The sequence below is a fragment of the Flavisolibacter ginsengisoli DSM 18119 genome, from assembly GCF_900129295.1.
GTDB lineage: Bacteria > Bacteroidota > Bacteroidia > Chitinophagales > Chitinophagaceae > Flavisolibacter > Flavisolibacter ginsengisoli.
The window spans coordinates 95,518-110,529 of record NZ_FQUU01000003.1; the positions used below are offsets into that span (position 1 = coordinate 95,518).

At 41.7% G+C, this 15,012-nt stretch carries 10 protein-coding genes; 6 read left to right on the forward strand and 4 right to left on the reverse strand.

All coding sequences use genetic code 11. The features are described 5' to 3' along the window. Positions 1–14 precede the first annotated feature (14 nt). Entirely contained in the window at positions 15–662 is a 648-nt protein-coding gene (locus BUA53_RS04330) for a DUF502 domain-containing protein (protein WP_072834031.1), read from the reverse strand. A gap of 108 nt (positions 663–770) precedes the next feature. Here BUA53_RS04330 and BUA53_RS04335 point away from each other — a divergent pair, with 108 nt between their 5' ends. From BUA53_RS04335 to BUA53_RS04350, 4 genes are all read left to right on the forward strand, one after another. After that, a complete protein-coding gene (locus tag BUA53_RS04335) occupies positions 771–1,385 on the forward strand; it encodes a TetR/AcrR family transcriptional regulator (RefSeq protein WP_072834032.1) in 615 nt (204 codons plus the stop codon). 4 nt (positions 1,386–1,389) lie between these two features. Then, positions 1,390–2,778 (forward strand): TolC family protein, encoded by a 1,389-nt coding sequence (locus BUA53_RS04340; protein ID WP_072834033.1) that lies wholly within the window; start codon positions 1,390–1,392, stop codon positions 2,776–2,778. Between the two features lie 32 nt (positions 2,779–2,810). After that, on the forward strand, positions 2,811–3,989 hold the full coding sequence (locus BUA53_RS04345) for an efflux RND transporter periplasmic adaptor subunit (protein WP_072834290.1): 1,179 nt from the start codon (positions 2,811–2,813) through the stop codon (positions 3,987–3,989). 79 nt (positions 3,990–4,068) lie between these two features. Next, a complete protein-coding gene (locus tag BUA53_RS04350) occupies positions 4,069–7,635 on the forward strand; it encodes an efflux RND transporter permease subunit (RefSeq protein WP_072834034.1) in 3,567 nt (1,188 codons plus the stop codon). 315 nt (positions 7,636–7,950) lie between these two features. Here BUA53_RS04350 and BUA53_RS04355 read toward each other — a convergent pair whose 3' ends face one another. Then, entirely contained in the window at positions 7,951–10,809 is a 2,859-nt protein-coding gene (locus BUA53_RS04355) for a M16 family metallopeptidase (RefSeq protein ID WP_072834035.1), read from the reverse strand. Between the two features lie 239 nt (positions 10,810–11,048). Here BUA53_RS04355 and BUA53_RS04360 point away from each other — a divergent pair, with 239 nt between their 5' ends. Then, positions 11,049–11,852 carry a TIGR00266 family protein gene (locus BUA53_RS04360; RefSeq protein ID WP_072834036.1) on the forward strand — a complete coding sequence of 268 codons (804 nt, stop codon included), beginning with the start codon at positions 11,049–11,051 and terminating at the stop codon, positions 11,850–11,852. 101 nt (positions 11,853–11,953) lie between these two features. Next, positions 11,954–12,553 (forward strand): LURP-one-related/scramblase family protein, encoded by a 600-nt coding sequence (locus tag BUA53_RS04365; protein WP_072834037.1) that lies wholly within the window; start codon positions 11,954–11,956, stop codon positions 12,551–12,553. Positions 12,554–12,582: 29 nt separating this feature from the next. On the opposite strand, the gene BUA53_RS04370 is transcribed toward BUA53_RS04365, so the two are convergent. Continuing rightward, on the reverse strand, positions 12,583–13,473 hold the full coding sequence (locus tag BUA53_RS04370; RefSeq protein ID WP_072834038.1) for a polysaccharide deacetylase family protein: 891 nt from the start codon (positions 13,471–13,473) through the stop codon (positions 12,583–12,585). A 441-nt stretch (positions 13,474–13,914) separates the two neighbouring features. Beyond that, complete coding sequence (locus BUA53_RS04375) at positions 13,915–14,994, reverse strand: carboxypeptidase-like regulatory domain-containing protein (RefSeq protein WP_072834039.1); 1,080 nt, start codon at positions 14,992–14,994, stop codon at positions 13,915–13,917. Positions 14,995–15,012: the final 18 nt, after the last annotated feature.

Below are 15,012 nucleotides of genomic sequence, written 5' to 3' on the forward strand. Positions count from 1 at the left end.
AACTGAAAATAATGTTATTCCTCCAGTTTTCCGGGTACTTTATCCTCTTCCACACTGGTTACACCACCACTGATTGCAAATTTCATAGCTTCTGAAGCCCCTATATTAATAACTGGCTTAACCCTGTTACGTGGCAACAAATAGACATTACCAGCAATAGAGTAAGACATGGGGATATACACCGCAACGTAATCTTTCAATCCAAAATCCGATGCATCCTCGTGGGTAAGAAAACCAATGCGCCAGACGTCCTGGTCATCAATATTGGCCAGCACAGGCTTATTGAATTTTTTCTTTTCCCCTGCAAAGGCTTCAAAGAAGTCTTTTACAGATGAATAAATAAACCTGATGCCAGGGGTTTTCATCAATATGCTGTCAAACAAATGGAAAAGCCTGTTCTTTATAAAAAAAGAGCTCAAGTAGCCGATCAGGCAAATGGCAGCGATAACGAGCAGGAAACCAAGCCCGTAGTTTTGAATGTAGATCCTTCCTGTTTCATCTTTCGCAGTAAAGAGCGGTATAAGACTGTCAATGGAAGAAACTATCCAGTATACTGCATAGGCAGTGATAGCCACCGGGGCCATGACCAGCAGACCTTGCAAAAAGTACTGAAATAATTTTCCTGCTTTGAAACCATCCTCTTTTATCGGTGCATCGTTCATTTGGCAAAGGTAATTCTACAATTCATCCTTTAAAATCTACCGTTCACAATTAATTAATGATGGAAACTTTGGTTACATAAAAAGTTTCCATAGTTTTGCCCGCCAAATATGGAACCTAAAGATCGCATATTAAAAAAAGCAGATGAATTGTTCAATCGCTATGGTATTCGTTCTGTTTCCATGGATGACATAGCCTCCCAGTTAGGTATGTCAAAAAAGACAGTTTATCAATACTATGCAGATAAGGATGAACTGGTTACAGATGTTTTTACCGGCATCATGGAATCCAACAAGAACCGTTGCACAGAAGGGCATGAGCTTTCTGAAAATGCACTTCATGAGGTCTTTTTATCCTTTGACTGGGTGCAGGAAATGTTTGCCAATATGAACCCTGCTGTTCTTTTTGAAATGGAAAAATATCACCCTGGGTGCTTTAAAAAGTTTAAGGAGCACCAAAACGGCTTTATGTATCACATGCTCAAAAGCAATATAGAGAGGGGTATGAAGGAAGGGCTTTACCGCGATGACCTGGATGTAGATATCCTGACCAGGTACCGTATTCATAGCATATTGCTTGCGTTTGATCCTGAGGTTTTTCCTGGCAACCGGCACAATATAATCTACATAGAAAGGCAATTACTGGAGGTGTTCCTTAATGGAATAGCTACGCCAAAAGGACATAAACTGATACAGAAATATTTAAACCAACGAACCAAAAAATAAATAGATGAACAGAAAGGCATTACTGGGATTTACACTCCTGCTATTGGCAATAGTGTCGCAGGCCCAACAGAAATATGAATTAACAGTAAAGGAGGCGGTGGATCTTGCCTATAAAAATGTAGTCGATCTGAAGAATGCGCAGATCGATTACCAGATACAAGTGGCTAAGAACAGGGAGATACTTGGCCAGGCATTGCCCCAATTGGCAGGCAATGCAGGAGTAAACAAGTACTTAAAAGTACCTGCCTTGTTATTTCCGGATGCTACCTCCACAGCAGTTTATTCCATACTGAAAGATGAAGGTGTTTCTGGAAATAACGGTCCTATTACCACTGTGCCATCCCCAACTTTGAGACAGGTAAGCTTTCAGCAGCCCTGGAATCTAAGTTTAGGAGCTACACTTACCCAGTTATTATTCCAGCCGGATGTATTTGTAGGCCTGCAGGCGCGCCAGACAGCACTCGATTATTCGCAGGCATTGGTGGAGCAGGCCAGGGAAAAGATTAAGGACTCTGCCTATAAAAGATATTATGCTATCCTCATAGCGGAAAAACAATTGCACTTTATTGATGAGGGTGTTCAACGCCTGCAAAAGCTCTATCATGATGATTCGATAATGTACAAAAATGGTTTTGCAGAAAAACTTGACCTTGATAAAGTGCAGGTGCAATTAAATAACCTCTCAACAACACGCAGTGCTGTTGAAAATGCAGTGGAGATAGGCTATGCTGCAATGAAGTTTGCCATTGGATTGTCTCAAAAGGACACTATTGTGCTGAAAGATGATCTGAACTCTGCATCTGTTAAGGAAAATATTCTTGGAGAAGGTTTCAGGTATGAAGACCGTACCGAGATAAGGACACTGAACCAATTGGAGAAACTGCAAAACCTGGATGTGAAACGATACCAACTGGGCTATTTGCCAACAGTTGCTTTGGCAGGTAACTATACACTTAATGGAATGGGACCTAAATTCTTTACCTCGGGGGAGGATTTTTGGTTCAGCAGTTCCTATGTAGGTATTAATGTCAATATTCCTTTGTTTGATGGCTTTCAACGCAGGTATAAAGTGCAGCAATCCAAACTGAATGTTGAGAAATTACAAAATACTATTGTCAATGTTAAACAGGCTATTGACCTGGAGCAGAAAATAACTTTTAGCAGCCTGCGCTCGGCACTATTTAACCTGGACGTGCAGGAAAGAAATATGGAGTTGGCACAAAAGGTTTACAACGGTACCAAACTGAAATTTGAGCAAGGCCTGGGCAGCAGCTTTGAAGTATTGCAGGCCGACGCAGATATGCAAACTGCTCAATCCAATTATTTCAATGCATTGTATAATGCCATAGTAACAAAGATCAGTTACCAGTCATCACTTGGAAAACTTCAATAATGAACCACTACACTCACCATAAAATTTATTTAATGAAATCGAAATTGATAGGATTTATCATTGTAGCTATCCTTGCTACTGCATGTGGCAATACCAAAAAAGATAGTGAAGGCTCACTCAATGATAAAAAGGCCCAATTGGAAAAGCTTAAATCAGAACAAAAAAAGATTAATGAGGATATAGCCAAACTGGAATCGGATATAAAAAAGGCAGATCCAACTGCCATCGTTACAAACGCAAAACTGGTTTCAGTGTTACCACTTGCTACCACTGATTTCTCACATTATATTGAATTGCAGGGCAGGGTAGATGCGCAAAATATATCCTACGTAGCACCTCCGAATGGCCAGGGTGGTATAGTAAAGGCATTGTATGTTACCCAGGGCCAGTCAGTACGTAAAGGGCAGGTATTGGCACGCCTTGACGACCAGATGATCAGGCAACAGATTGAGCCACTGCGTGTGCAATTAGCCAGCGCAGAGGATACTTATCGCCGCACAAAAAGCTTGTGGGATCAGGGCATCGGAACTTACCAACAAGTTTTGTCAGCTAAAACTCAAATGGAAAGCCTGAGCAAGCAAATTGGTGTGATTCAAAAGCAGGCATCATTAATGACTGTTACGGCACCCAGCTCGGGCATAGCTGACCAGGTGAATGTTCGCGTAGGTGAAATGTTTGTAGGCGCCACACAGGCCGGACCGCAAATTAGAATCGTTAATACCAGCAACCTTAAAGTTGTAGCCAGTGTTCCTGAAAATTATCTTGGCCGCGTGAAAGTTGGAAGCAGGATACAGATCGTATTGCCAGAGCAAAATAACCGTGTTATTGAAGCTGTAGTAAATGTGGTACAAAAAGTAATTGATCCTAATACGCGTTCCTTCAACATAGAAGCGAAGATACCTGCTGACGCCAGCCTTAAGCCCAACCAGGTAGCACAGATACGTATACTTGATTATAGTGCAAAGGATGTTATTGCTATACCATTGAACGTGGTTCAAAGCGATGAGAATGGTAAGTATGTATATGTTATGGAAAAGAGCGGCGATAAAATGATTGCCAAAAAGAAAACTGTAACTGTAGGAGAATCTTATGCTGACCTCATAGAGATCAAATCAGGGCTGGCACAGGGTGAACAGTTGATCACCGAAGGATACCAGAATCTTTATGATGGACAGGTTATAGCCACAGTGGCGGTTAAGCCTGCACAATAATTTGATGACTTGAGAGCATCCGGATTCAAAACTAATTATCATGCTTTTCCTGTAGAGGAAAAGGCCAAAAAATAACATAATGAAACTTATAGAAGGGATAAAAGATAAGTTCAAGGAATTTGGTCCAACCAGTTGGGCTGTGAACAACCAGACGGTGATCTATATCCTGGCCATCCTCATATCATTATATGGCCTCAATAAATTCACTACCATGCCTAAGGAGCAATTCCCTGACATAGTAGTGCCTACCATCTCTGTTGTAACAGTGTATGTAGGAAACTCTCCCAAGGATATTGAAAACCTGGTCACAAGGCCGATAGAAAAGCAAATCAAATCTATCAGTGGGGCTAAAGTTAATAAGGTCAATTCTGTTTCGCAGCAGGATTTTTCCCTCATCACCGTGGAATTTGAAACAGATGTAAAAACAGATATTGCCAAGCAAAAAGTAAAGGATGCTGTTGACAAGGCTAAAACCGATCTGCCGACTGATTTGACTTCACAACCGGATGTACAGGAATTTAACTTTAGTGAGTTTCCCATCATGTATGTGAACATCAGTGGAGATTATGACCCTGTGAAATTGAAGCAGTTTGCCGATAAGATGCAGGATCGTTTTGAAGAGCTAAAGCAAATAACAAGGGCAGATATTGTTGGTGCCCCGGAGAGAGAGATCCAGGTGAACGTGGACCCCTATAAAATGCAGGTAGCCAAACTTACATTCACGGATATTGAAAACGCTATCAACAGGGAGAACAGGGACATAAGTGGCGGACAGGTAGAAGTAGGTAACATGAAACGTACCCTTCGTGTGAAGGGCCAGTTTGTTACTGCTCTTGATATGCAGAATATTGTTGTAAAAAATATCCAGGGTGCTCCCATTTATCTCCGTGATGTGGCCCAGTTGGTCGATACAGTGAAGGAAAAGGAAAGCTATGCCAGGTTAGATGGAAAGCCTGTAATTACTATCAATATCGTAAAGCGTTCAGGTGAAAACCTGATAGATGCTGCAGACAATATCAAAGCTACGGTTGCTGACATGAAAGAGAAGCAGGAACTTCCTCCCAACTTGCGTGTGGAATTTACAGGTGACCAGAGCAAGCAAACCAAAACTTCCTTTAATGAGCTGGTCAACACGATCATCATTGGATTTATACTGGTGCTTTTGATCCTTATGTTCTTTATGGGTGTTACCAATGCCTTCTTCGTAGCCTTAAGTGTGCCTTTGAGTGTGTTTGTAGCATTCATGTTCCTGCCGCTCGGTGATCTGCTGGTAGGGGGTACGATGACACTGAATTTCATTGTGCTGTTTGCACTGCTCTTTGGCCTGGGTATCATAGTAGATGATGCCATTGTGGTTATAGAAAATACGCACCGGATCTATCATAATGGAAGAGTGCCCATTGCGCGTTCCGCAAAACAGGCAGCAGGCGAAGTATGGATACCTGTGTTGGCTGGTACGCTTACAACACTGGCACCCTTCTTCCCTCTACTATTGTGGAAAGGACTGATTGGTAAGTTCATGATCTACCTGCCAACCATGTTGATCCTGACGCTTGCAGCTTCTCTGATTGTGGCCTTTATATTCAACCCAGTGTTTGCTGTTACGTTTATGAGACCGGAAGGAAGAGAACATGAAATGCCCAAGCGTAACCTATTCCGTAAATGGTGGTTCTGGTCAGCTATTGCATTCGGTGTTTTGTTTCACCTGGTCGGATGGCATGGCATTGCCAACTTCCTGCTGTTCATGGCGGTGGTATCAATCATTAATGTTTTTGTGTTAAGAGATGTGATCCATTATTTCCAGAATCATGTGCTTCCCTGGTTGATGTCTCATTATGAAAATCTCCTGAGATGGGCCTTGTTACGCAGGAGACCTGCACGGTTACTGGTAGCCTTGTTTATATTATTTCCAGTAGCAGCTGCGTTGTTCGTTTGGCGCACACAAGGCAAACAAACCTTTTTCCCAAGCGGCGATCCGCATTTTATATATGTGTATTTAAAAATGCCTGTAGGCACAGATATCAAATACACGGACTCAATAACGCATGTGCTGGAAAACAGGGTACATAAGGTGCTGGAAAAAGAAAAGCCAGGTGCGGAAGGTTCTATTGTAGAAAGTATTATCTCTAATGTGGCAGTTAGTGCCAATAACCCACAGGATAATAATCGTAGTGTGCAGCCAAACCTTGGAAGGGTGCAGGTATCCTTTGTAGAGTTTGAAAAGCGTCATGGCAAAAGCACCAAGCCTTACCTGGATGCTATCAGGAAGGCCATACAGGGTATTCCGGGAGCTGAGATCACAGTGAACCAGGAAGATTCAGGTCCTCCAACAGATCCTCCAGTAAACGTTGAGGTTATTGGAGATAATTTTGAATCTATTGCCAAGGTAGCCTACGATCTGAAGAACTACCTGGATACAAACAGGGTAGAAGGTATAGAACACCTGAACATGGATGTAGATGTTAATAATCCCGAGATATCAATTACTGTTGATCGGGAAAAGGCAATGATGGAAGGGATCAGTACAGGGCAGGTAGGTATGGAAATTCGTACTGCAGTTTTTGGTAAGGAAGTAAGTAAGTTAAAAGAAGGCGAGGACGAATACAAGATACAACTGCGTTATAATGACCTTATCCGTAATAACGTGACGGATCTTATGAGCAGGCCTATTACTTTTCGTGACTTCAATACGATGGCCATCAAGCAGATCCCTTTAAATGCCATAGCTAAAGTAGATTACACCAATACCTCGGGAGGTATCAGGCGTAAAAACCTGAAGCGAACAATACAGCTTCAATCCAATGTACTGGATGAAACCCAGACACAAAGGATCAATGCAGACCTTGCAGTTAAGATCGATGAGTTCAAATCAAAATACAAGATACCTGCAGATGTAACAGTTCGTCAAAGTGGTGTGAGTGAGCAACAGCAGGAAACCATGTCTTTCCTGGGCAAATCGCTGATATATGCATTAATGCTCATCTTCCTCATATTGGTAATGCAATTCAATTCAATGAGTAAGCCATTCATTGTATTGACCGAGATCTTCTTTTCCATCATTGGTGTGATGATCGGTTATGCTATAACAGGTATGACCATTGCCACTATTATGTTAGGCGTTGGTATTGTTGGATTGGCGGGAATCGTGGTCAAGAATGGTATCCTGCTGATCGAGTTCACAGATGAATTGCGAAGCCGTGGTATGAGGACAAGAGAAGCTGCTATCCAGGCCGGAAAGATCCGTATCATTCCAGTATTGTTAACGGCGCTTGCCACCATGCTTGGATTGTTTCCATTAGCTGTAGGTTTGAATATAGATTTTGAATCCTTCTTTAAGTATGGCAATCCACACCTGTTCTTTGGTGGAGATAGCGTAGTATTTTGGGGTCCTCTCAGCTGGACTATTATATTCGGTCTTATCTTCGCCTTCTTTTTAACCTTGGTAATGGTACCTAGTATGTATTTGATTGCTGAACGCCTTCGCAGGCCTATGAGCAAGTTTTATGGTACTAAGTTCATTGCCTTGTTAGGATTCCTTGGGCCATTTTTCTTTATTTTCGTTGGAATAATGTTCGCCGTAAGAAAGTTTCAAGGTAAACCGGTTTGGATGGGTCAATTAAAACCTTCACCAGGTCGGAATACATAAAATAGCTGGGCGTTATATCAGGAAGGTTTTTAAACTTAGTTAGGTAGCGGTCTTTAAGACCGCTTTTTTTATGCATTCAATTTGGCAACAACCTGATCTTCTTAGGAAGGGACAATTTTATAATGCTTTTGATCTATCTGGCTTTTGAATAGTTTAATAGTTTTATTTATGACCGCCGAATAAAAGGAAGTTTCTGTATTGCCATTATTTGCTGTTTAAGGTTCAGGTAGTAATCATTTCAAAACTATTGCATAAAAAAAGTTGCCTCCCCTTAATAAGTAGGGAGGCAACTTTTTTTAAATTACTGACTGATTATTAAAATACTTTTTTAGAATCCACTTTATTCCCATCACTATCCAATTCTACCACTTCATATCCAAGCTTTTTGACTCCTTCCAGTACTTTGGCTTTATCACCTACCAACAAAATATTGATCTTTTCAGGGTGCAGGTATTTTTTAGTGAAAGCCTGCATTTGTGATTTTGTCATTGCATTTAGGATCTTTGTTTGCATAGCTGGATAATTAGCCGGCAAATTATAATCAAGTATCCTGCGAATAAACATAGCTTTTTGAGGACCAGTTTCATAACGCAATGCATCGCTCTGGCCAATAGCTCCTTTCATGAAGGATACTTCTTCATCTGTTGGTCCATCCTGAACATAATTATTCATTTCCCTCATTACCTCAGCCAGTGCACTGTCAGTAGCGTCAGCCCTGATGCCTGATGAGAAGCGGAATTCCCCCGTATTGTCATCACCTGTAAAACGGCTGCTGGCTCCATAGGTCCAGCCCTTTTCCTCGCGAAGGTTCATATTCAGTCGGCTGTTGAAACCACCACCCAGCGGAAAGTTGGCAAGGAAAGATTTGTAATAATCACCTGTGGCATCATACTTCAATCCTGTAGCATAACCAACCCTGAATTCAGTTTGTGCACCCTTGGGAACATCCACCAGGTAAACCCTGGTTTTATCAACATGAGTAGGCGCATTTGAAGGTTTCACCAGGTTCACCTTTTTATTAGGCAATTGTTTCAGAAAATCCAGTTGAGGTAATAGTTCTTCCTGTTTGATATCTCCAACAACAACCACCTTCGCTCCCTGGGAGGTCATGTAATTCTTATAATAGTCCTCTATATCCTGCAGGGTAATATTTTTTACGGTTTCTTCGGTTCCATCTTCACTTACTCCCAGGATATTATCGGCACCATAATTTAATTTGGCAAATACACTGTTGGCAATAGTAGCTGGCTGGCCTTTGGCCGCCTTCAACGATTGCAATGCCTGTTGTTTCAGCCTGTCAAAAGCATCCTGCTTGAATTGAGGCTGGTATAAACGCTCCTTTAAAATAGCGAGTGTCTTACCGAAATTCTTTTTCAAAGATTGCACAGTATAGGTCACATCATCTGTATTACTTACAATGCTGATGGTGCTTCCTAAAGATTGAAGGGCCGCTGTTAGTAGTTCTGCTGTATGCGCTTTAGTATCTTCCATCATCATATCTGTGAAAAAACTGGATAATCCAGCCTTGCTTAGATCATTGGCAGATGCCAGGTGACCGCCGGGTATACTTAAAGAAAACGTAACAGTTGGCACTTCACTGTTTTGAGCCCCGATCACTTTAATTCCATTTGGCAGGTCCTTCTTCCAAAACTGTGGAACTTTTACAACAGGGTTGGCACCAGTGGCAGGTATTTTTTTACGATCGAAATTGTCCTTTGCTTTTACATATTGCAAACCATTGTAGCCATAATCAGGTGCGATATATTTTGTGGAATCTATCTTGAAATTATCTGCTCCTGCAATGAGTGCATCCTGTCCTTTTGGTGTTGCACTTAATACGACAGCACCTTTTCCTTTCAGGTAAGTATAGTACACCCTCAACACATCATCTTTTGTCAGGCTGGAATACATTTTCAACAGGTCGGCTATCTTGTTAGGGTTACCTGTGAAGGTTTGAAAATTAGCCAGCTGGCTCACTTTCCCCTGAACGCTCTGCAATCCATTGATCAATTGGGCTTCTCTTGAACCCTTGAACTTGGCGATATCTTCCTCAGTCACTCCTTTGGTTTCAAAGCTGTCAAGGGCATCCCGGAAATTTTTTTCCAGGTCGGCAAGTGACTTACCCGCCATTGGAGTTAATTGGAAAATGAACTCTCCTGCCAATTCATCAAAACGACTGAATGCACTTGCCTGTAAGGCCTTTTGCTTTTTTGTTAATTGCTGGTATAATACCGATGTTCTTCCTTGTCCAAGCAATTGTGCCAGGCACTGAAGCGCCGCCATATCTTTATTATAATTGGGAACTGTTGGGTATACTACTGCCAGCAAAGGCAGTTTAGCATAATTGTCAGTATAAGATGCATAACGGTCACCTTCAAGGTGCACAGCAGGTAATACAACCGGTTTTACTTCCGGGCATTTTGGAATGGAGCCAAAATATTTTTCAACCATCTTAACAATGGTAGCTGTTTGTACATCTCCACCTATGGTAAGGGTAGCATTGTTTGGTCCGTACCAGCGCAGGAAAAAGTTTTTCAGGTCATTCACATCTCCACGGTTCAGGTCTTCTATATACCCGATCACTTCCCAGGAATAGGGGTGGCCATAAGGGTATAGGTTTTTGCTGAAGGTTTGGGATACAAGACCATATGGTACATTGTCTACTCTCTGTCCTCTTTCATTCTTAACAGTGGCTCTCTGTACTTCAAAACGTGATTGGGTTACCTGGCCAAGCAGGAACCCCATCCGGTCAGCCTCCAGCCAAATGGCTTTTTCAACCAGGTTGCTGGGGATGGTTTCGTAATAGTTCGTCCGGTCACGGTTGGTAGAACCATTCAGTGATCCACCACCACCTGTAATGATCTTATCATGCTGTCCTTTCAAAGCATTATCTGAACCTTCAAACATCATGTGTTCAAAGAAGTGTGCAAATCCTGATTTTCCAATCTGTTCCCTGGCCGATCCTACATGGTAGGTTACATCCATGTGAACAACAGGATCGCTGTGATCTTCATGCACAATAAGGGTTAAGCCATTGGGTAATACATACTTTTCATAAGGAATAACGATCTCATTGCCTGTTTTGGTGATTTTCTCTACCAGCTTTGCCTGCCCAAATGTGATGGTAATCCCCATGAACACAAGGGAGGTAAGCAGCAGTAATTTTTGTTTCATGTTAGTTTTGTTTTTAAAAGCGAAGCGACAAAATAGAGCAAAAAGAGATGCACCTTGTTACCATTTATAAAAAAAGATGCAACATTCGTTCAATACCGATTAAGTACCGTTAAAGACTGATAAGTAGCCACTTATAGATTCCAGGAAGGCTATAAAAGAAGCAGTATATATCATTTCCGGCCATCCCATTCCCAGCGCCTGGTTTCAACTTTCTCTTATCTTAGAAAAAAATTCTTACTATGAATGAATATGGCCAGAAGGCCCATGAGATAGATTACCGCATTATTGGTGAAGAAATGCAATGCGTAGAGATCGAGCTCGATCCTGAAGAAACAGCCATCGCCGAAAGCGGTGCGTTTATGATGATGGATGATGGCATCCAGATGCAAACCATCTTTGGAGATGGTGCGGGCCAACGCCAGGGCCTGTTAGGGAAACTTATGTCAGCAGGAAAAAGAGTGCTGACAGGTGAAAGTTTATTTATGACCACGTATACCAACATTGGCCATGGTAAAAAGAAAGTATACTTTGCTTCTCCTTATCCCGGAAAGGTCATTCCCCTTGACCTGATTCGCCTGGGTGGTAAAATGATCTGCCAAAAAGATGCCTTTTTATGTGCAGCCAAAGGAGTAATGATAGGGATAGAATTTCAAAGGAAGCTGGGTACTGGCTTATTCGGTGGGGAAGGTTTTATTATGCAAAAGCTGGAAGGAGATGGAATGGCCTTTGTCCATGCAGGTGGACATATAATGGAGAGAGAGTTGCAACCTGGTGAAATACTCAAGATCGATACCGGCTGTATAGTTGCCTTTACCCCAAGTTGCGATTATGATATCCAGTTTGTTGGGGGCATCAAAAATACCATTTTCGGAGGTGAGGGACTTTTTTATGCTACATTAAGAGGTCCGGGAAAGGTGTGGGTGCAAACCCTTCCGGTCAGCAGGCTAGCCAGCCGCATCCTCCAATATGGTACGGTAAGCCGTAAAGAAGAAGGGGGCATACTGGGAGGTTTGGGTAATATGATCGATGGCGACGGTTGGTAAAGATATTTTCAAGCAGTTAAAAAGCCTCCCTGTGAGGCTTTTTACATTTTTACATCTCTCCTTATTCTGCTTTCTTTGCGTTCTTTTAAACCTAACTAACTATGTCTGTTTTTTTCCCACCCTTTTTTGAAAGCAATGAATACTTTATAGATGAAAAAGTATCCTTCCTTAAGTTCCATAATGAGTACAAGGTTTACGATCCTATGGGTTTACAGGTTGGAAGTGTTCGTCAGCATGTGCCGGGTTGGCATAAATTCCTTCGCCTGTTCCTGAAGAAAGCTTTCTTTCCATTCACCCTTCATGTTACTGATACCAACGATGTTTTACTGGCCAGCATTCAGCGGGGATGGACATTCTGGATGTCTAAAATATTGATTACTGATCCCAATGGAGAAGTTACCGGTTCAATTAGGCAGCAGTTCCGTTTTTTTAAGCCACGCTTTGCCATCTTCGATGCCAATGAGCAGCAGATCGCCGAGATCAATGGCGATTGGAAAGCGTGGAATTTTAGTATTACAGATACTAATGGAACTGAAATAGGACTGATAAACAAAAAGTGGGCAGGGGTGGCAAAGGAATTCTTTACATCTGCCGACAAATACCATGTAAGCATAGTTCCTCAATATGCTGAAGATCAAAATAAGATGAATATTGTGATCACTGCCATAACCATAGATATGGTGCTTAAGGAAAGCAAGTAGTTTAAAGCCCCGCTCTGCGGGGCTTTATATTATTTTATAGCTATTGTATCTTTTTTCTGGGGGGTAGTACCTGGGTAAGCACTTGCCAGCGACAACTCGTATTCATCTTTTTCCTTTAAGATCTTAATAAGTTGCCTGAGCTGGAACGAATCTGCGCTTTTAGCATATACCTGGTCATGAGCCAGTAATACCAGGTGGTCGGGATGTTTTGTATTTCCCTTCCTGAATACACTGTCTATTTCATCAGACATTTTCTCAGCGCTGGTCATCACGCTCATGGTCTTGTGATCAAACTGCCATTCCAGATCCCAGCCCATCACAATAAATCCTGCCTTTTGAAGCGAATCAGCGGCTGCAGCGCTTTTTTTGATGTCAGTAAACTGAATGCTGTCTGTACGCCAGATATTCCTTCCTGGTGTGCGCACAATATCATTTGTTAAATGCAGGCTGTCCTGGCTTCGTTCGAAATCGTGTACTACAGAATCGGGCTCCTGGTAAAATTTCTCATAATGGTTGTGGGCATGAGAATAACTATGGTTACACAATTCTATCTCCCTGGCCATTTGTAAGCTGTCCCACATTCTTTCCTGGCTGCTGCTGGCAAAGACATGTTCGCCCACGATGAAGAAAGTTACAGGCACTTTTTCATCCTGCATGATATGCAGGACATTTTTGGTGCCCCGGTTGGGACCATCATCAAAGGTGAGGTAGAGTTTTTTCTTTTTCTTTTTGTTCTTTATAGTTGTTTTTGCTGGGAGTTCTGTAATTACTGAGACAGCAGCAGCTTCTTTAATAACTGCGGCAGGCGGAGTAAATATTACTCTTGAAGGTTTGTGACAGGAGAACAAAAAAATAAATGCAAATAGACTGGTTTTGGCTAAAGTGGAATAAGGATCACCACCATCATCTGAGGATTCCATCTGAAATAAATATTTACTATGAATATATTACTGAACACAGCCATTATGCAAATTTCTTTGGTTAAAGAAAATGTAAAGGCAAACAACGTTTACCTGGAATCTTATTTGTTCAAGTTTCTTCTTTTGTTTTTGTCGCAGTAAGCCTTCGGTGGTTGGAGTTTAAGTTATAGTCTAATGTTTATTGTATGGTTTTTTGTTTATTCAAAACTTTACCGATAAAATAAATCCTTCTGTCTAAAATATTTGCTGCACCAATAGCGAAACATAAAATTTGCACCCGATAAACCACCATCCAATGTTTAACCTGTTCGATATTCAATTCTTAAGAACAACCATCAAAGTAATTGCAGTTGTGATCATGCTCTTTGTGATCGTCAATGTTTTTGCATAAGAGGTTCTTCCCTGTTTTTATTCCCTTGTAGTTTTACCTGGTCTATCCATTCAGTTCCCGGGTTCATAATCGTATGGAAGCAGGTCAGCGAGGTTCTTCCAACTCCAGTAGCCCTGGTTGATCCAATTTCTCTGGTCAACAAAATACCCGTTGGGTTTTATCAATATCGCATCCAGCAGGTCCACATAAGAGATCTGGGTCTTTACGTCAAGAGGTAATCCATACTGCTGCAGGTACTCTTTTTCAGGTGCCTTTTTTGAATAGGTTATGCTCACCTTCCCGGGAAACCATAGTTCTGCGTCGGATGTAGTATCATTGAAGAAATAATAGCTGGAATCGTATGGATTTGCCAGCCGGTCAAACTTTGTTGTACTGTTCTTTGATAAAATGTCTACAGTAAACCCACTTTGTTTAAGGGTACTGTCATAATACGACCTGATAAAATGAAGCCTTGATCCATAATAAGCTTGTTCTCTTGCCTGTTTCCATTCCGCTTTTTGTTCCGGCGTCCCCTCCATATCAGTGTACAGGCAATAGCCCCTGTATGAATTGATCTCAATTTTATAAGAATGAACAAATGAATCCAATTCATAGCGCATGGTATAGCCAAGTGCATTGTTCTTCACTTGCAAAGGCTCTGAAGCTAATACCTTTAGCCGGTCATTTTTTTTATAATAAAAGAATTTAAGCACTTCTGGATTCACCAGGGTGCAACTATCAGCAAAAGGTGTGCGCCCAATAAAATGGTCAATAAAGAACTTACCGTATTTCTCCCATCCATCCGTTACTTCATTGCTGCTCCTTATCACGATCTCGCTCATGCTGTTATCAGCCTTTTGAAGCTCAAGGTTGAATTCCCTGTCAGAAACTGCCTCAAAGTTGATAGTGCGGCTTACATAGCCTGTAAAGGATACGATCAACTCGTACCCGCCTTTATCCAGGTAAAGGCGATAATTTCCTTCTTTATCTGTAACAGTGCCCTTGGTAGTGTTCTGCGCAAATACAGAAGCACCTTCCAGTGGCAACTTTGTTTCAGCATCAGTAATTTTTCCTGTAACAGTACTTTGAGAAAAAACAATGGCAGATATGAACAGGGAAATGGAGGCCAGGAGGAGGTGTGGTCTTTTCATAGTAGTACTAAAATAGAA